Source organism: Flavobacterium qiangtangense (assembly GCF_042658345.1).
Classification (GTDB): Bacteria; Bacteroidota; Bacteroidia; order Flavobacteriales; family Flavobacteriaceae; genus Flavobacterium; species Flavobacterium qiangtangense.
On record NZ_JBHSQB010000010.1, the window covers coordinates 19,963 to 38,842 of the forward strand.

Consider the following 18,880-nt stretch of genomic DNA (forward strand, 5'->3'; position numbering starts at 1 on the left):
AATAAGATGAAATTAGTTTTGAATTGATGAGTTGCGTTTTGCCTCTTCTCCTTTAATAATATCCAATTCTTTTTGTGCCTCTTCGATAACATCTGGGTAATCTTTAAAATTTTTCAGAACGCTTTCCAAGATATAATTCGCTTGGAAACTGTCTTTTAATCCGTAGAAATTCTTGGCCATTACCACCAATCCTTTCGCTCCGAAATATTTATATCCAGAATAATCTTTTGCTAATTTTTGAACAGCCGTGTTTGAAGCCTCAAATTTTCCGTCTTTGTTTTTGAAATAAGCGTCATAATACAAAGCTTCTGCCGCCAATTCTCCTTTGGCAATCGTCAATAATTTTGCATAAGCTGTTTTTGCTTTCGCTTCGTCATTGATTTTTATAGCAGAACGAGCGACGATAACTTGCGCATCACTTTTCACAGCATTATCCGTTTTTGGATTATTCAATACTTTTTCTGCATAAACCACTGAATTATCATAATCTTTTTGGTCGTAATATGATTTCATCAAATTTGACTGTGCGAACGTAATATTCTGCGGATAATCAGCTTCTGTCTCCAACCTTTTCAATACCGGAACCGCTTTTGCATAATCTGCTTTTTTCAAGTGAATTTGCGATAAACGCGCCAATGATTGCTCCGTAAATTCATTTCTTGGTTTTGAAATTACAAATTCATAATTCGGGATGGCGTTGTCTGGCAAATTGTCTGTGAAGTAAGATTGTGCCAAATAAAAATTCGCTTTCAAAGAATTCACACCATTTGGAAACTTCGCCACATAACCGCTCAACGCAGAAATTGCTGGTTTCACGTTTCCTTGCAAATATTGTTTTTCTGCAGCTTCATAGGTATCATTATCCAATTCAGCATCAGAAACTTCCACGAAATCTAAAGTTCTAACCCAAGTTGCGTATTCGTCCACTTTTCCATTATCCAAATAAATCAATCTGGCTGTTGAAACGGCTTCTAAAGCTTCTGGCGTATTTGGAAATTCTGAAACTACTTTTTTCAATTTGGCCAAAGCCAACTCATCTTTTTCAGCGTTGTAATACACCAAACCTTGACGAAGAATTGCTTTTGAAGCGTATGAACTTCCTTTATATTCGGCGATTAATTTATCATAAGTTTGAACCGCCAATTCTGTTTTTTTCTCTGAAACGTACGTATTTCCAAGCTCATACAAAGCATCATCACGCAATTGCGATTTTGGGAAATTCTTCACGAAGTTGTTCAAGTCGTCAATTTTCTTGTCATTTCTAGACACAAATCCATAGCTGATTGCTTTTTGGTACCCTGCATAATCTGCGTCAATTCCTTTGATTTCAATCGCTTTATTGTAAGCATCCATCGCCGGCCAATATTTTGCAGACACATAATAACTGTCTCCCAAACGAAGATAAGCGTCATTCAAACGAACTTTATCGTCTTTTGAGCTCGTAATGTAAGTTTGGAAATTTGTTGCCGCCTGGTCGTATTCTTTCAGCTTGAAATACGTATAACCAATATTATAATTGATATTTTTAAATTCTGGCGTAGTTGCAGCTTCAGCATTTCCTGAAAATTGTTTGTAAGTCAACAAAGCTTCGTTGAAATTATCCAAAACATATTCTGTTTCTGCTTTCCAGAAGGTCGCGCGTGCCGTGAATTTGGCATTGCTTCTTTCTCCCAAAGATTTTTTGAACATCGCCAAGGCTTCTTGATAACTTCCGTCAGTGTACAATTCTAAACCTCTATAAAAAGTCACTTTTTGATACGCTTCTCTATTTGAAGTTTTATTTTTTTCTAATAAAACCAACGCTTCTTTGTAGTTTTTTGAAGTGATATACGAATTAATAAGCAAAGTTTCTACTTCTGCTCTACTCGGATTATTTGGATATTTTTCAATAAATCCATTCAAAACTGCCGGAATACTTTGGTATGAATTTCCGATTTCATAACTCAATTTCGCATAATTCAAATAAGCATCTTCTTGGATTTTAGCATCAAATTCCATTTCAGAAGCATTTTTGAACGCGTTTAAAGCTTGTTGTTTTTTATCAGATTTCAAATAACTTTCTCCTAAATGGTAATATGCATTTTGTGCTACAGAGTCTTTTCCGTCGATGATTTTATTGAATTGCGCGATGGCATTTTCAAAATCGCCTTGCTTGTAATATGCATAACCCAATTGGTAAAAATCGGTGTTGCTCCACTTTCCTTTTTTTCCTTTGTATTCATTTAAATACGGAATCGCTTTGTCATATTGCTTCAAATTAAAGTAGCTTTCGCCGATAATTTTATTCAATTCTGATTTTTCCAAAGCATTTGATTTGGCCATTGCCGCTTTTCCAAGTTCGATAGCTTTGTCAAATTTTCCAAGCTTGAAATTCATATCCGCTTGAAAATAAGACATTTTGTCCTGGTATTTTTCTTCGCCCGAAACTTCATCGAATAACTTCGTAGCTTTTGTATAATCGTCTGATTCATAAGCCATAAATCCTAAATAATATTTGGCTTGAGAACCATATTCTTTAGAATTAACCACTTGGTTGAAATAATTTGACGCCTCTTTTTTATTTCCAGAAGTAAAAAACGTGTATCCTTTTTGGAAATTATATTTGTCGCGGTCGTCTTGACTTAGCGTACTTTCGTCCACTTTATCAAACCATTTCATCGACTGCGGATATTTTCCTTGCTCAAAATAGTAATGCGCCACTTCAATGTACGCTTGGTTTTGCTTGGTGCTCGTTGGATAATTTTCCACAAAACTTTCCATCAATTGATCGGCATTGGCTTGGTTTAAACGAATGGCACAATTGGCGATGTAGTAAGCACAATCTGCTTCAACATCAGAGTTTTTATTTTCGTTTTCGGCTTTCACTTTCTCGAAAATAATCTGTGCTGCTTGATATTGCTTGTCTTTGTAAAGCGAAACGGCCTTATTGTATTCCCTTAAATCGTTTGTGTAAATTGCTGACTGCTGTGCAAAAACCGGAGCGGTTGTGGCAAATGAGAACAGCAGAAATAATCTTGAAACTTTATGCATTTTGAGATTGGTTTTGTTTAAAATTCAAATATATCAAATTCTTGAGTTTATAACGGTAGCGGGTTTCGGTTTATTGTAAACAAAATTTTTAACAATTTTTGGTTGATGGTTTGGAGTTTGGGGTTTAGTGGATTAGCGATTTAAAATTGCACTAAAATTTAAAGTTTAGGTGGATTATCTTATTAAATTACCATATAAGGCATTTAAGGGATTGTGTTTTGGTTGAATATTGTCATTCCGACGAAGGAGGAATCTTAGCAAAGTGAGCAAATAAAGGAGATCCCTCCTTCGTCGGAATGACAAGTTTGTAGAAGATAATTGTGGATGCCGACGTCGACACTGTTTATCGACAACGATTGGGACAGCGTTTACAAAAATTCAAATGGTTTTTCTGATAGCCCCGATTGGCGACAGTAGCTTTTTCTCCCGATTTTTCTTCGGGGAAAAACTACTGCAGAAAGCGGGAAAATGGATGGCTGAAAATGCCTGAACTTTCGCTTCTGAAAATTTTCAACCAATGAATTGCAATTAAATTTTGATACCGAACGTTAACTTATTACTTTTACGTCATAAACAAAATTACTATGTCGCAACCTGTGCTTTTTTTAAGAAACGTGAACATTTACCAAGAAAAAACGGCTGTTTTGTCGAACGTGAATATTGAGGTGAATCACGGCGAATTTATTTATATTATTGGAAAAACGGGTTCTGGGAAAAGTAGTTTTATGAAAACGTTGTATGCCGATTTGCCTTTAACTGAAGGTCAAGGAAGCATTGCAGAATATGATTTGGCGGCGTTGAAAGAGAAAAATATTCCGTATTTGAGACGAAAAATTGGAATTGTTTTTCAGGATTTTAAATTGCTTCCGGACAGAAATATTAACGAAAATATGGTTTTTGTCTTGAGAGCGACCGGCTGGACAGACAAGACTGAAATGCAGGCAAAAATTGAGGAAGTGCTTGAAAAAGTGGGCATGAAACATTTTTCGAATAAGATGCCTCACCAACTTTCGGGCGGTGAACAACAGCGTATTGCGATTGCGAGAGCGCTTTTAAACGACCCCGAAATTATTCTTGCCGATGAACCGACGGGAAATCTTGACCCGCAAACGAGCGTGGAAGTGATGGAAGTTTTGCGAAAAATTAACGCAAACGGAAAGACAATTATCATGGCGACGCACGATTATGCGCTATTGATGAAATATCCGGCAAAGACGTTGAAATGCGACAGCGGTTCTGTTTTTGAGGTAGTTCAGAGAACGGTTTAATGATTTCGGTACTGATTCCGATATATAATTATGATGTATTTCCGCTGGTTTCAATTTTATTTGAACAGCTTGAAAAACAGAATATTGATTTTGAAATTATTTGTCTGGATGACGGTTCTACCAAATTTCAAGCGGAAAACAATCCCATTAATACTTTAAAAAATTGCTCTTATTCTATTTTAGAGCAAAATATTGGCCGAAGTTCCATCAGGAATTTACTGGCTCAAAAAGCACATTTTGAAAATCTGCTTTTTCTGGATGCAGATGTGATTCCGGTTCACGAAAATTTTATTTCAAAATATATTCCCTATCTAAATGCTGAGGAAAAAGTGGTTTATGGTGGCATTCAATATCAGGAAGAAAAGCCTGAGAAAAGCCATATTTTACGCTGGTTTTATGGAAATTCCCGTGAAGCGCTTTCGGTTGAAAAACGCAACGATAATGTGTATTTGTCTTTTTTGACTTTGAACTTTTTAATCAGCAAATCGGTTTTTAGAAATGTTAGTTTTAATGAAGAAATTCCGAATTTGCGACATGAAGACACCTTGTTTTCTTATGATTTGAAAAAGGCAAATATAAAAGTGATTCACATTGAAAACCCAACAATTCATAATGGTTTGGAAAGCAGTAAAGTGTTTTTAAGAAAATCAGAAGAAGCGTTGCAAGGTTTGGATTATCTGATTAAAAACAAGCTGATTTCTGCCGATTATGTTCGCCTTTCTGGTAAATTTGATACTTTGAAAAAATATTATTTGAACGGTTTATTTTTACTTTTTTATAAAACCTTCAGAAATTCATTTTTGAGGAATTTACTCGGAAAAAAGCCGTCAATGTTGGTTTTTGACTTATATCGTTTGGGCTATTTTTGTAATTTAAAAGAATAAATTATGCCTTTATTTTCGGTAATCATTCCATTGTATAACAAAGAAAATTTCATTGAAGCGACTTTAAAAAGTGCTTTGAATCAGACTTTTACTGATTTTGAAATTATCATTATCAATGATGGTTCTACAGATAAAAGCGAAGAGAAAGTTTTGCAATTCAACGACGAACGAATTCAACTTTTCACTACGAAAAATCAAGGTGTTTCGCAAGCGCGGAATTTTGGGATTGAAAAAGCTTCGGGAAAAATGATTGCTTTTTTAGATGCGGATGATTTTTGGTATCCTACATTTTTAGAAAATATGGCATCGCTGTTTGCAAAATTTCCTGAGGAAAAAGTTTTTTCTTCAGCGATTGAAATTGAAACCAAAAATAAAATTTTTAAGGCAACCTACTCTATCTCAAATCATCAAGAAATTATAAAAATTAATTTCTTTGAAGGAAGCCAAGACCAAGGCGCGATTTTTACGTCAAGTGCCATTTTCGAAAAATCAGTTTTTGACGCCGTTGGAAATTTTGATAGGAGTTTGAAAACCGATGAAGATACTGATTTGTGGATTCGAATTGGATTACAATATCCTATAATTTTTAGTTGGAAAATTGGTGCAAAATATAATTTCGACAAAAGAGGCTTATCAAAATCTGAAACTGATTATTCTAAAAAAACTGATTTCTGCAATTATTTAGAACAGGAAAAATCAAATAGCAAACTGCGAAAATTTTTGGCAATTCACAGATTTTCTATGGCCTTAAAAAGTAAAATTTTAGGGCAAAAAAACGAATTTGAACGATTTTATCGATTAATTAATCTAAAAGATTTAAGTGCAAAACAACGATTTTTGATACAGCTTCCTGCTTTTATATTGCGTTTTATTTTTAACACAAAGTCTATTTTAGAAGTTTTTAATATTCGATTAAGTGCTTTTAAAAACTAAAAATTCGTCATATTCCCTGATGTAATCTTCTTCTTTGTAAACATCTGAAGCCACCACCAAACATACGGAACCCGAAGAAAAATTCTCTAATTCACGCCAAATTCCAGATTTGATTAAAAGTCCTTGATTTGGCTTATTCAGCGTAATTTTTATCTCTTTTTGCCCATCTTTTATCACAACATCAAAACTGCCACTCAGTGCGATCAAAAATTGCTGCAAATTTTTATGAGCGTGTCCTCCTCTCTCCGCACCGCTCGGCACGTCGTAAAGGTAATAGACTCGTTTCATCTCAAACGGAATCACGTCTTTTTCAATGACAGAAAGATTGCCACGAGGTTCAGCAATCTTTGGGATTTCGATAATCTGGATGTTTTTTTCGTTACTCATACAAGTTTTCTGATTTGCTTTTTAAAAGTGCTTTATAATCTTGAATACCTTTTAAACCAACTTTTGTTTTGTGCCTAATTTCTGTGAAAGATATAAACTTTTTCCGCAAAAGAAAGAAGACGAGTTTAAAAAGAAAAAAATAAGAAAATTTTTGAAACCGTTTGTACAAATTCGCGCCCCTTGCATACAGCCATCGATCTGAATTTAGCTCATCGCTCGACGAATATTTTTTATGCTTTACAATATATTTTGGAACAAATAAAACCTTCAAATTGTTATGAATAACTCGTCGCAAAAAAAACAACGATTCTGAATCTTCAAATTTTGCACCGAGGCCGAAATACTCATTAAAAACAACATTTTTCTTTTTAATTTCATCGCTTTTAAGAGCAATTTCAATTGATAAAACCCAAAAAACTTGCTTTTTGTTCATCAATAAATTTTCGTTTTTATAATTGCTGTACGGCTTATTTTCAGTTGTTTTTGTTTGAAAACAAATTACAGAAGCTTCCTTATTTTGATGGAAAGAATCAATTATTTTTTGGTCAAAATCGGGAAAGTAAATTACATCATCGTCAGCTATTAAAAGTATCTTTCCTGTTGCATTTTTCAAGGCAATATTTCGACTTGATGACAAACCTTTTTTGAAAGAATTAATAACTTTTACATTGGAAAATTCTGATACTAAATTTTTTTTTTCAGAAGTCTGATTGACAATCAGAATATTAAAATCAGAAAATGACGCAAATGGAAACATCGGAATTAAAAAATCCAGATTGCTTCTGTTCATGGTTGAAACCAAAATTTCTAAATCTGTTTTTTTAAATTCGTCTGCCAATTTGTTTATATATTTACACAAATATAAAAATTTCTATCCCGTTAATGAAAATACTTTTGGTAGGCGAATTCAGCAGGCTCCATAATTCCTTGAAAGAAGGACTTTTGGTCTTGGGACATGATGTTTTTATTGTGGGAACAGGTGATTTTTTTAAAAAATATCCGGTTGATTTTTCAACTCATCCCAAGTATTTTTCTGATTTTTGGTTCTTGAGAAAATGCAACAGTTTGTTTTATAGAATCTTTAAAATTGACCTCCAGAAAACCGAAAAAGGAATCCGTTTTTATTTTTTATTGAAAAAATTAAAAGATTTTGACCATATTCAGTTAGTTAATTCTGATGCTATTGAAACCCATCCAAAATTTGGGATTTTACTTTTGAAAAAACTCTTTGACCAAAACAAAACGGCAACAAAAAGCCTTTTAGTTTGTGGTGATGAAACTCCAGTTGTAGATTATTTACTAAAAAAAGAGTTTGAATATTCAATTTTGACTCCTTACTTTGAAGATAATTCTTTAAAGCATAAATTTGATTATACTTTAAAATATGTTCATAAAAATTACCAAAAACAATTTGAATTTGTACTAAAGAATAGCAATTCTCTGATAGTTTCCGACATTGATTACAAACTTCCGATGGAGCGAATGGGATTCACTCCCGTGTTCATTCCAAATCCTATAAACTCTACAAAAATTGAATTTTCTCCGATAGAAATTTCTGAAAAAGTGGTGATTTTTTTAGGCATCAATCGAGTTAATTATGCCAAAAAAGGAATTCGATATTTTGAAGAAGCTTTAGAGATAATCAAGCAAAAATATCCAAAAAAAGTAGAAATTATTATTTCGGAAGATGTTCCTTATTTTAAATATATTAAGTCGTATGACAAAGCGCATATTGTTTTGGATATGGTTTATGCGTTTGACCAAGGTTACAATGCTTTAGAAGCGATGGCAAAAGGAAAAGTCGTATTCACCGGAGCTTCAATTGAATTTGAGGAACACTATAATTTGACTGAAAAAGTGGCTTTAAATGCTGTTCCAAATTCTGAAGAAATCGCTTTAGAAATAGAAAAATTGGTTTTAAATCCTATAAAAATTATCGACATTGGAAAGCGCGCCAGAAAATTTATTGAAAGTAAACACGATTATATTTTTATTTCAAAAAAATATTTAAACGTTTGGAAAAACGAACGTAATTTTTGACAAAAAGCAAGACTAAAATTATCATCAAAAATTCAAAAGGAAACGCATATTTTGAATTAGTTCCGTAAGTAACGAGACCTTGCAACAATGAAGTTGCAAAAACTATGGCAACTATAATAATTTCCATTGTCACTTTTCTGTCTCTCAAAAATTTGAAAATATAAAATGGAGTCAATAACAGGAATGAAAATTTAAAAAACAAGAGGATTATATGTTGGACAAACCAAATTCCGTCCATTGCTTTATTAAAAAATGTCACCCTAAATGGCGTAAATTCTTTTTTTCCGAAAACTAACCAAAAATCAAACCATGATCGTGTGAAAACTTGTTGTAAATAATCTTCTGGATTTTTCATGATTGTAGCTTTGCCATATTTTCCTAATTCATTAGATAAATCGGCAAAGTTCCAACACTTGAAATCAAAATCACCGCTTCCATACGACCTCCAAATAGTCATCGCTACATCTTCATTTTTCTTTATAGACAGTTCTCGGTGTTTTACATATGACTTATTAATCCAATTATACTCTTTTGGGCCTTTTTCAGCAAAATAAACACAATTCTGAGCAATATTTAAGCCATAATAAGTTGTTGAAACAAAATATCCTGTATTCAATTTATTGACATAAGACCAACCAAAATAGCTTATTAATGGCAAGACTAGAATTATCAATTTTTGACTTATAAAATTTGAAAACCGGAAATTTTTTAACACAGAAAAGCCATAAATTATAAACGGAATGTAAGCAAAAAAGGGTTTTACGATGACCAAATATCCCATCAAAAAACTCATTAACAATTCTAGTTTCAATGACTTTTTTTCGAAGTAGGCATTGCTTAAAAAATAAAAAATGACACTGATTAAAAACAAGGCTATAGTTTCTATCAAAAAAGAACTTTCGTAAAGAAAAACGGTTAAAAAGCTTTGTAAAAATAAGGTAATCCAAAAACTATTTTTTTTATTAAAATTCAAATTCAGCAACGTCTTATACCAAAAAATGGTGGTTATAACACCAATTCCAAATTGTAAAATAACAGTTATTCTTGTTGACTGAAAAGTAAGAACATATAGCAAGGGATAACCTGGGCTTCTTTCGCCACCGTAACCTGTAAGATCTAATTTGCTCATCCTATCTCCAAGTTCGACGAAACCTCCACTATCTGGAAAAATATTTGAATGCAGATAAAAACCAAACATCAAAACGCGATACACCAATCCGATGAGTAATAATAACTTAATTTCTCTGCTATTTGTAAACCAGAATACTTTTGAGTTAAGAATTTTATCTAACATTTTCTATCTTTTGTAAGCTATTAAAGCCGGAATTTTCAATGATAACCTTATTCAATATTTTAGAACATTTTTCAGCTCCTTTTTCATTCAAATGGTCGGTGTCATAAAAATCATCGTTTTGAAAATTCTTATTTTGAAAAAGATTCAAATAGATGCAATTTTTCTGCTCGGATGCTATTCTCTTACAGTCAGTATAAATTTTCCTCAACTTATTTTGATTCACAAGCCTCGCATAATGCGTTGTAACTGGCATTGTAACCAGCAAAACCTTTACGTTTTGTTTTGAACACAATTTAATAATTCTATTTAAGCGATCTAAATTTACTTGAAAATCTGATAACCCATCTTCGTTTTTTGCAACTACATCCACCGCGGTTTCATAATTATTGAACTGCGGATTTGTGCCAATTTTCATCGCCCAACCTTTAGAATTTCCTTCCACTAAAGTTTTTTCTTTTGAATAACTTTTCATCAAGTCGATATTCATTTCTAAATTTCTTGTCAAAGTAAGACTATAACTTTTTGGGTCAAATCTTGATATCAAAGGAACATTTATGTCCATATATTGCTCATAATAATATTTACGATAAATATCTTCTGAAGAATTATCAACTTGGCTCAATGAAAAATAATCGACAGTTAATATAATGTATTTTAAATTCTTAAAACTTTTCAAGTGCTTTTCAATTAGTAATTCATCAAAATATAACGACTGACTTATATTCGAAAAATTATATGTCTTCGCATTGAAATAGTCTGGATTGATTCCATAAAATGCGTGGGAATTTCCAAGCACAAGAATTTTTGAATCATAATTATTTTGAATTTCCGTAGCTTTTTGAGTGTAATTATTTGGAACAAATCGATAAAAAATTTCAATACAAATCCACACCACTAAAAGCGGAATTAAGAATATAAAAATCTTTTTTAGAAACGTTTTTATCAAAATTGGAAATAAATAAATTGTTGATCTTCACCAGAAAAATAAAATATCATAAAAAGTAACACATAATAAAACGCGATTCGAAATGGCTTTGGCCAATTTAAACCAAATTTTTCTAAACCATGATTTGAATTCCTTCCAAACCATTCAATCACCATCAAAATAAAGATGACTAAAAAAACTTTTTTAGGAAAATATTCGGGAAAAGTAAATAGTGAACTGGAAAATATTCCTGAAATATAATTAAAGGCGTGGCTTAAATTTTCTGCTCTAAAAAATATCCAAGCAAATGTCACCAAACCAAAAGTCAGCAAAATATTTAAAAAATCTCTAAAACTTGGCAAAATTTTGACGTCAGAAAGTGTGTCTAAATTATTTCGATTTTTTTGCAATAACAACAGCGGAAGAAAATAAATGGCGTGGAGAAATCCCCAAACGATGAATGTCCAATTTGCGCCGTGCCAAAAGCCACTTAGCAAAAAAATAACGAAAACATTTCGAACTTGCTTTAATTTTGAAACCCGCGAACCGCCCATTGGAATGTAAACATAATCTCTAAACCAAGACGATAATGAAATGTGCCATCTTCGCCAAAATTCGGCAATATCCCTTGAAAAATATGGAAAGGAGAAGTTTTTAAGCAAATCAAAACCCAATATTCTCGCCGTTCCCAATGCAATATCAGAATATCCTGAAAAATCGCAATAAATTTGAAAAGTAAAGAAAATAGCTCCAAAAAATAATGTGCTTCCAGAAAATTCATCTGATTGATTGAATATAATATTGGCATATTTTGCGCAATTATCAGCAACAACCACCTTTTTAAATAATCCCCAAAGAATTTGTCGCAGCCCATCCATCGCTGTTTCGTAATTAAAAAATCTAGACTTTTTAATTTGAGGTAATAAATGCGTCGCCCTTTCAATGGGGCCAGCGACTAACAAAGGAAAAAAGCTCACAAATAATCCATAATCTATGAAACTTTTTTCGGGCTTTATACGCTCTTTATAAACATCGATTATATAGGAAAGTCCATGAAATGTATAAAAGGAAATACCGACGGGCAAGATAATTTGCAAAGACCAAATGTGTGGCTTTAATCCAAAATTTGATAGCAATTCTGCAAATGAACCAATAAAGAAATTGTAATATTTAAAGAATCCGAGGAAGCCCAAATTCAAAATTATGCTCAACCAAAGCCAATATTTTTTAGTAGCCTTTTGCGATGAATTATAAATTTTATGCGCTGAAAAATAATCTAAAACAGTGGAAAACAAGAGAAGCGATAAAAATCTATAATCCCAAAAAGAATAAAAAAGGTAACTTGAAATTAGTAAAAATGCATTCTGTGCCTTTAATTTTTTTCCAAGGAAAACCCAATAGATTAAAAAAACTACTGGAAAAAAAAGAAAGAATTCTACTGAATTAAATAGCATCTTTTAAATATATCTTCGTCAATTGAAATGGAAAATTGACAAATTCCTTAAACTTAATTTTCGTATTTCCTTTTTCAATCCAAGTTGTAAGTGGCAATTCTGCAACGTAATTTTCTAAATTTCCTTTAGCGTTTTTTAAACGTAAGAGCATTTCTACATCAAAAAGCCAGCGCGTTTGGAATTTATCCTCAAAAAGAAAATGTGCTACTTCAGATTTAATTATTTTGGCGCCACATTGCGTATCATAAACAGGCGTTTTCAAAATAAAGTTGCTGATTATCGTTGCAAAAATTCGACCTAAATAATGTCGCTTTGAGGAACGCACGACGCTATTTCCCAGCAGTTTGATTCGGGTTCCCATTGTAATATCTAAGTTTGGGTTTGCTTTCGAAAACGCTAACAACCGAATCATTTCTGAAATTGGTGTTGACAAATCGGCATCCAGATAACCCAAATATTGATACTCAAATTGTTTAGAAAACAAGATTCCGGCTCTGATTGCTTCCGCTTTTCCTTGGTTTATTTTTAAATCTAATGTTTTTACATTTGAAAAATTAATGGCAAAATCGTCTAAAATAATCCGCGTTTGATCTGAACTTCCATCGTTTACCAACAAAAAATCGATTTCAGGAAATGTTTCAAATGCCCGCAAAAATTCGCCCAGTGGCATTCTTTTTTCTTCATTGAAAAACGGAACTATAAAAAGCGATTCGTTCATTTTTTTATCCAATTTTTTATAATCGGTTTCTGTCAAAAATAATCTTTTTAAATTAAAACAAACTTCTCCTAAAATAAATACTTAGCACCAGCAAATAAATTCCGTAAGTAAAAGCGTGGGCAATTACAATTCCTTCGATTTGAAAAATATTTACAAAATAAATGCTGGAAAAATATAATGTCGTAAGCGAAAAAATCTCTGTAATAACAAATGCTTTGGTCATTTTTTTGGCGAAGAATTGATACCCTAAAATTATAGAAGACGCTTTAAAAACATCTCCAACCAACTGCCAAAAAAACAAGTTGGAAACGGGCAACATATCTTCTGTAAAAAGAATTTTGACAATAATATTTCTGAAAATATAAACAAAACTTAGGCACAAAATAAAAACAGGAAGAATGGTTTTATAATAGCTCCAAAACACTTTTTTTGTTTCTAAATTATTTTGCGCCAGAACCAATTTTGGAAGAAAATAAACGCTTAATAATGTGGATATAAACAGTAAGTAATTCGATGAAATTCGTTCCATCGCAGACCAATATCCAGCTTGATCGATTCCCAAATTTTCGATGATATAATTTCTAATTGCCAAATAAACCAAAGGCCCGATGAAGCCATAAACCAACGCCATAATTGAATAGGACGAGAGGTTTTTTATGATTGAAAAATTAAAAGACGATAAGCTGATATTCTTCGTTAACGAAAATTCTTTAGAACTATAAAAAAGCGAAAGAAAGAACAATAATGCCGGAGTTATTGCAATTGAAATCAACGCTCCTGCGACATTATATCTGTAAATCAGAAAGATAGAAACTAAAAGTCCGATTAAATTTCCAAAGATATTTATAAAAATCACCGCTTTAAATTTCCCGAAACCATTGATAACACTAATCAAAAAAAGGTTAATCACATAAAACGGTAACGTTAAGGCCAAAATTTTAAATACAAAACCATACGAAAAATCAGAACCAAAAACTTCATCATTCCAGTTTGTTGCAAAAAGAAAAAGTATTAAGCCAAAAATTATTGAAGCGCCAATCAAACTGAAAAAAATTGTAGAAATCACTTTCTTTAATTCCGATTCATTTTCTTGATTTTCAGCACTATATTTTACAATTCCGTTTTGAAAACCTAACGTGGAAATCGTTTCCATAGAAGTAAAGAAATTACGCATATTTCCGACAAGAGCCATTCCGGGCGCGCCTAAAAAAACTGCAATAATTTTTGAAGAAATTAGTCCCGTAATTATTTTTAAAACAACGCTGACACTGTTCAAAGAAGTAACTTTAAACAACGAGCTTTTAAATATTTCTCTGTTGAAATTCAATCAATATTTATTTAAAATTTCTATTACACAATCAACTTCATCCTTTGTCATCACTGGACTTATAGGCAAACTTAAAACTTCATTATGGATCTTTTCCGTGATGGGAAATGACAAATTTTCTAAGAAAGAAAGTGCCTTTTGTTTGTGTGGCGGAATCGGATAATGAATCAATGTTTGAATGTTATTTGCCAATAAAAATTCTTGCAATTCATCTCGATTTTTTGTTCTGATTACAAAAACGTGAAACACATGATTTTCGGAATTATCATAAAAAGGCAACGTAATCTTATCGTTTTTAATTTCAGAAATATAACGTTTTGCAATCTCTTTTCGAAAACGATTTTCGTTGTCTAAATTTGGTAATTTTATATTCAAGAATCCGGCTTGTAATTCATCCAAACGAGAATTTACGCCGATAAAATCGTTTACATATTTTTTTTCAGATCCATAATTCCGTAACGAAAACAGCATTTTTACCAATTCGTCATCATTGGTTGTAATTGCTCCAGCATCGCCTAACGCACCCAAATTTTTCCCAGGGTAAAAGCTAAAACCTGAAGCATTTCCCAAATTTCCGGCTTTTTTATTTTCTAAAATCGCTCCGTGAGATTGCGCCGAATCTTCGATTACCAAAAGATTATTTTTTACTGCGATTTCATTTATCGAATTCATATCAGACAATTGTCCATAAAGATGAACTGCCAAAATCGCTTTTGTCTTTGGCGTAATTTTTTCTTGAATTTCTCTTGGATCTAAGTTATAAGTTTCCAAAATTGGCTCCACCAAAACCGGAACTAAATCAGCTTCTAAAATCGCCAAAATACTCGCGATGTAAGTATTTGCTGGAACAATAATTTCATCGCCCTTTTTGATTTTGCCAAGTTGAATGTAGGCTTTAAAAATCAAAACCAAAGCGTCGAGCCCATTCCCCACTCCAATGCAATATTTTGTACCACAATAATTCGCAAAATTAGTTTCAAAAGCTTTCACTTCATCGCCTAAAATGTACCAGCCTTTTTGCATAAACGCTTTCAGTTTCTCTTCGAAAGCTACTTCATATTGCTGGTTTATTTTCTGTAAATCGAGGAATTTTATCATATCAAGATATTTTCAAGTTTAATAAAATTCTTAGTTTCCACCTCATAAAAATCTTGAATTATCGTTCTCGCGCCAAAGCTTTCCTTCCAAAAAGAAAGTCCGTTATTTAATTTTTTTCCTTGATTTTCATTTGAAATTCCGAAGTCAAAAAACGTTTTTTCTTTGAAGATTTCGGTAATCAAATAATGATGCAAAAAGTCTAAACTTCCTATTCCATTTTTGTCTTCATTTGCCGAAATATATTGTGAATGCACTACATTTTTACTTTCAAAAATAGTCGTTCCGGCCACAATTTTATCTTCCTTGTAAACATTAAATTGACGTATATTTTTTGGAAATTTTGAATGCAAGAATTTTATTTCTTCCAAACTATGAACAGGTTTTGCATTGTGCTTTCTTTCTAAACTCGGGATTAAAATCTCGTTCCAAAAATCTTCAAAATCTGTTTTTTCAATAACTTTTAAATCTGATTTTATGCCTTTTACAACGCCTTCCATTCTTCCTTTTGAAATATGAAATCCTTTTTGCAAATCAATCACCGAAAGACTGTCTCGTCTAACCAATTTAGCTTCCGATAAAAACAGCGAATAAAGTAATTCGTCTGCAGGAAAATCAGCATAAATTGATGGAACGCATTTAATTGTGAGCTTGGAAATTTGATTTTTTTCTAAAAAAGAAAGTGTCGTTTTTAAAGCAGAAATCACTGAAAATTGTTTTAATTTATTGGTGTAAATCAATCCGCCATAAGTCAGACCTTGATGCGAAAAAATCTCGTTTCCAACCACATTTGCAGGCAAAACCGCCACCCAATTTTCTCCGTCTAAAACAATCAATGAATAATCCTCAAAACGATCTTTATGATATTCCATAAAATCTCGGTGGAATAAAAAAGTAGCGTTTTTGGCATTGCCGATAAAAGCATTCCATTTTGAATAATCTTCTGGTTGGTATTTTCTGACGGTATAGTTTTTCACATCTGGGTTTTCTACTTGGGAAAAGTACTAATTTTTTGGCTAACATTTCAAATTACAAATAGGCTTATTTCAATACGTTAACATATTCTTTGACAGCGATGTACTATCTTTAAGGCTCAAAACTCGAAAAAATTAAGTGTGAATATAAAATTACGATTCAAAAATCTCGTATTTTTTCTGCTGTTTTCCTGCGTAACTTTTGCACAGGATGTGAGTTTGTATGAGCAATTTAACGGTCGTTTTGATTTTATCTTTATCGGAAACACGATGAATAATTCAGAGAATAATCTGAATACTTTGTGCAATATCACAGGCACTTCTTCGTCTGCGAATTTGAATCTTTTGCCAAATGATGAAATTCAGAAAGCCTATCTTTATTGGGCAGGTTCTGGAACTGGCGATTTTGAGGTAAAACTCAACGGAACATCCGTAAATTCTCAAAGAAATTTTCCACTTTTTCAGAATGGTTTTGATTATTTTTGCGCGTTTGCAGACGTCACAGATCAGATTTTAGCTTCCGGAAACGGAAATTACACGCTTTCAGATTTAGATGTCACTCCGTTTTTAGATGCGACACATTATTGCAGTAATCGCACGAATTTTGCCGGCTGGGCAATTGTAATTGTATATAAAAACAACAATCTTCCGTTGAATCAGCTCAATGTTTATGATGGTTTGCAAGGCGTTTCTCAGACCCAACAAAATCTTACTTTAAATTTAAATAGCTTAAATGTAATTGATAATATTGGCGCAAAAATTGGTTTTGTAGCTTGGGAAGGCGATAAAAATTTGGCCGTAAACGAAACGCTTCGGTTTAACGGAAATATCTTGAGCAATCCTTTAAATCCGGCGAATAATGCGTTTAACGGAACCAATAGTTTTACAGGTTCGACGACTTTGTACAATATGGATTTGGATGTTTATGATATCCAAAATTACCTGCAAATTGGAGTTCCAACAGCGGAAATAAAACTGACTTCGGGACAAGATTTTGTGATGATCAGTACCGTGGTGACCAAGTTGAACAGTCAGCTTCCGGATGCGACAATTGTTATCGATAACGTAAATTTAGAATGTAATTCGAGAGAAATTTTGGTCGATTACACGGTTTATAATTTGAATAGTACAAATCCGCTTCCGGCCGGAACTCCGATTGCGATTTATGCCGACGGATATTTGATCGAAACGACCGAAACCAATGCAATTTTACCTTTGGAAGGAAGTTTAAGCGATTCAATTTTATTGACGATTCCTGATGCAATTCTCGATAATTTTACGCTGGAATTTGTTGTGGATGACATTGGAAATGGAACCGGAATTGTAACCGAAATCAACGAAAATAACAATAGTTTTTCTGTGGAAGTTTCGCTTTTATTTTCTCCCGAATTTAATCCTTTGGAAAACTTACTTTCTTGTAATTTAGGATTGAAAAAAGGAACTTTTGACTTTTCGGCTTACGAAGAAATCGTGAAGGTAGATCCAAATTGTGTGGTGCAGTTTTTTGGGACAAATTCAGATGCAAATTCAAACACAAATCCAATTTTAAATCCGCATAATTATACGACAACCACAACTCCGAAGGAAATTTTTGTTCGAATTCAAGACGAAAATTGCTACAGCATTACTTCCTTTTTATTGGAGACAAAAAACTGTCCGCCAAAACCTTACAACGCTGTGACTCCGAATAATGACGGTTTGAATGACTATTTATTTTTTGAAGGATTGCGTGATATTTTCACCAATTTCAAGTTGTATATTTACAGCCGTTGGGGAAGATTGGTTTGGGAAGGCGACAATAATTCTGAAAATTGGTTTGGGCAATCGTCAAAAGGCGTTGAAGTGCAAATTGGCGATGTTCCAGACGGAACTTATTTCTATATTTTAAATCTAAATGATCCAGATTATCCTAATCCTTTGACGGGATTTGTGTATTTGACCCGATAATTATTTTGGTTCCAACGCCGGAAGATACCACTTAAATTTCACGGCCATCAATCGAATCGTGATCATTACGCTCGAAACAATCAGGTAAAGCACGTTGTTGTCCAAATTCCATCGCTTTAAAATGAAGAACAAAATACCGCCGATAATACAAATCGTGGCATAAATTTCTTTTCTGAAAACCACCGGAATTTCGTTGCACAAAATATCTCTGGTTACGCCTCCAAAACAAGCGGTCATTGTTCCTAAAGCGATGCAAATTACCGGATGAAGATTTGTGTCAAGCCCGCGTTCTAAACCGATTAACGTGAAAACTCCGAGTCCGATTGTATCAAATAAAAATAAGGAAGTTCGTAATCTGTCTAATTTTTTTCGAAAAATAATTGCCAAGAAATAGCCCAAGATAATCAAGTAAACGTAATTCAAATCACGCATCCAGCCAACCGGAGTTCGTCCTATTAAAATATCGCGCAACGTTCCGCCACCAACTGCTGTTACAAAAGCAATGATAAAAACGCCAAACGGATCGAGTTTTTTGTTCATCGCCGTTAAAGCGCCAGAAACCGCGAACGCACACGTTCCGATTATATCTAAAAGGTAAAAGATT

16 protein-coding genes are annotated in these 18,880 nt (G+C 32.9%); 5 read left to right on the top strand and 11 right to left on the bottom strand.

Annotated features, from left to right (window positions below; all coding sequences use genetic code 11):
- Window positions 1-12: 12 nt before the first annotated feature.
- A complete protein-coding gene (locus tag ACFPVY_RS13915) occupies window positions 13-3,030 on the bottom strand; it encodes a tetratricopeptide repeat protein (RefSeq protein ID WP_379792722.1) in 3,018 nt (1,005 codons plus the stop codon).
- Between the two features lie 584 nt (window positions 3,031-3,614).
- Here ACFPVY_RS13915 and ACFPVY_RS13920 point away from each other — a divergent pair.
- The 3 genes from ACFPVY_RS13920 to ACFPVY_RS13930 are packed head-to-tail and all read left to right on the top strand — an operon-like array spanning window position 3,615 to window position 6,115.
- Complete coding sequence (locus tag ACFPVY_RS13920; protein ID WP_379792723.1) at window positions 3,615-4,298, top strand: cell division ATP-binding protein FtsE; 684 nt, start codon at window positions 3,615-3,617, stop codon at window positions 4,296-4,298.
- Window positions 4,298-5,182: a glycosyltransferase family 2 protein gene (locus ACFPVY_RS13925; RefSeq protein WP_379792724.1), complete on the top strand. Its 885-nt coding sequence runs from the start codon at window positions 4,298-4,300 to the stop codon at window positions 5,180-5,182. The genes ACFPVY_RS13920 and ACFPVY_RS13925 overlap by 1 nt, the downstream gene beginning before the upstream one ends.
- Before the next feature lie 3 nt (window positions 5,183-5,185).
- Window positions 5,186-6,115, top strand: coding sequence for a glycosyltransferase family 2 protein (locus tag ACFPVY_RS13930; protein WP_379792725.1), 930 nt, complete (start codon window positions 5,186-5,188; stop codon window positions 6,113-6,115).
- Here ACFPVY_RS13930 and ACFPVY_RS13935 read toward each other — a convergent pair.
- The gene (locus tag ACFPVY_RS13935) at window positions 6,095-6,502 is read right to left on the bottom strand and encodes a sugar 3,4-ketoisomerase (RefSeq protein ID WP_379792726.1); all 408 of its coding nucleotides are present in this window, start codon (window positions 6,500-6,502) and stop codon (window positions 6,095-6,097) included. The two genes, ACFPVY_RS13930 and ACFPVY_RS13935, sit on opposite strands and share 21 nt — an antisense overlap.
- A complete protein-coding gene (locus tag ACFPVY_RS13940) occupies window positions 6,495-7,340 on the bottom strand; it encodes a glycosyltransferase (RefSeq protein ID WP_379792727.1) in 846 nt (281 codons plus the stop codon). The genes ACFPVY_RS13935 and ACFPVY_RS13940 overlap by 8 nt, the downstream gene beginning before the upstream one ends.
- A gap of 44 nt (window positions 7,341-7,384) precedes the next feature.
- On the opposite strand from ACFPVY_RS13940, the gene ACFPVY_RS13945 reads away from it, so the two are divergent.
- The gene (locus ACFPVY_RS13945; RefSeq protein ID WP_379792729.1) at window positions 7,385-8,542 is read left to right on the top strand and encodes a glycosyltransferase family protein; all 1,158 of its coding nucleotides are present in this window, start codon (window positions 7,385-7,387) and stop codon (window positions 8,540-8,542) included.
- Here the strand turns inward: ACFPVY_RS13945 and ACFPVY_RS13950 are convergent.
- The 7 genes from ACFPVY_RS13950 to ACFPVY_RS13980 are packed head-to-tail and all read right to left on the bottom strand — an operon-like array spanning window position 8,493 to window position 16,332.
- Window positions 8,493-9,836 carry a hypothetical protein gene (locus ACFPVY_RS13950; RefSeq protein WP_379792730.1) on the bottom strand — a complete coding sequence of 448 codons (1,344 nt, stop codon included), beginning with the start codon at window positions 9,834-9,836 and terminating at the stop codon, window positions 8,493-8,495. The two genes, ACFPVY_RS13945 and ACFPVY_RS13950, sit on opposite strands and share 50 nt — an antisense overlap.
- Complete coding sequence (locus ACFPVY_RS13955; protein WP_379792731.1) at window positions 9,826-10,731, bottom strand: D-alanyl-lipoteichoic acid biosynthesis protein DltD; 906 nt, start codon at window positions 10,729-10,731, stop codon at window positions 9,826-9,828. Before ACFPVY_RS13955 ends, ACFPVY_RS13950 begins: the two co-directional genes overlap by 11 nt.
- A gap of 47 nt (window positions 10,732-10,778) precedes the next feature.
- Window positions 10,779-12,215, bottom strand: a complete 1,437-nt coding sequence (locus ACFPVY_RS13960) for an MBOAT family O-acyltransferase (protein WP_379792732.1) — start codon at window positions 12,213-12,215, stop codon at window positions 10,779-10,781.
- Complete coding sequence (locus ACFPVY_RS13965; RefSeq protein WP_379792734.1) at window positions 12,205-12,969, bottom strand: glycosyltransferase; 765 nt, start codon at window positions 12,967-12,969, stop codon at window positions 12,205-12,207. The genes ACFPVY_RS13960 and ACFPVY_RS13965 overlap by 11 nt, the downstream gene beginning before the upstream one ends.
- A 16-nt stretch (window positions 12,970-12,985) precedes the next feature.
- A complete protein-coding gene (locus ACFPVY_RS13970; RefSeq protein WP_379792735.1) occupies window positions 12,986-14,260 on the bottom strand; it encodes an O-antigen translocase in 1,275 nt (424 codons plus the stop codon).
- The gene (locus tag ACFPVY_RS13975) at window positions 14,261-15,358 is read right to left on the bottom strand and encodes a DegT/DnrJ/EryC1/StrS family aminotransferase (protein WP_379792736.1); all 1,098 of its coding nucleotides are present in this window, start codon (window positions 15,356-15,358) and stop codon (window positions 14,261-14,263) included.
- Window positions 15,355-16,332 carry a GNAT family N-acetyltransferase gene (locus ACFPVY_RS13980; protein WP_379792737.1) on the bottom strand — a complete coding sequence of 326 codons (978 nt, stop codon included), beginning with the start codon at window positions 16,330-16,332 and terminating at the stop codon, window positions 15,355-15,357. Before ACFPVY_RS13980 ends, ACFPVY_RS13975 begins: the two co-directional genes overlap by 4 nt.
- A gap of 138 nt (window positions 16,333-16,470) precedes the next feature.
- On the opposite strand from ACFPVY_RS13980, the gene ACFPVY_RS13985 reads away from it, so the two are divergent.
- Entirely contained in the window at window positions 16,471-18,276 is a 1,806-nt protein-coding gene (locus ACFPVY_RS13985; RefSeq protein WP_379792739.1) for a gliding motility-associated C-terminal domain-containing protein, read from the top strand.
- Here ACFPVY_RS13985 and ACFPVY_RS13990 read toward each other — a convergent pair whose 3' ends face one another.
- The gene (locus tag ACFPVY_RS13990; protein WP_379793081.1) at window positions 18,277-18,879 is read right to left on the bottom strand and encodes a trimeric intracellular cation channel family protein; all 603 of its coding nucleotides are present in this window, start codon (window positions 18,877-18,879) and stop codon (window positions 18,277-18,279) included.
- Window position 18,880: the final 1 nt, after the last annotated feature.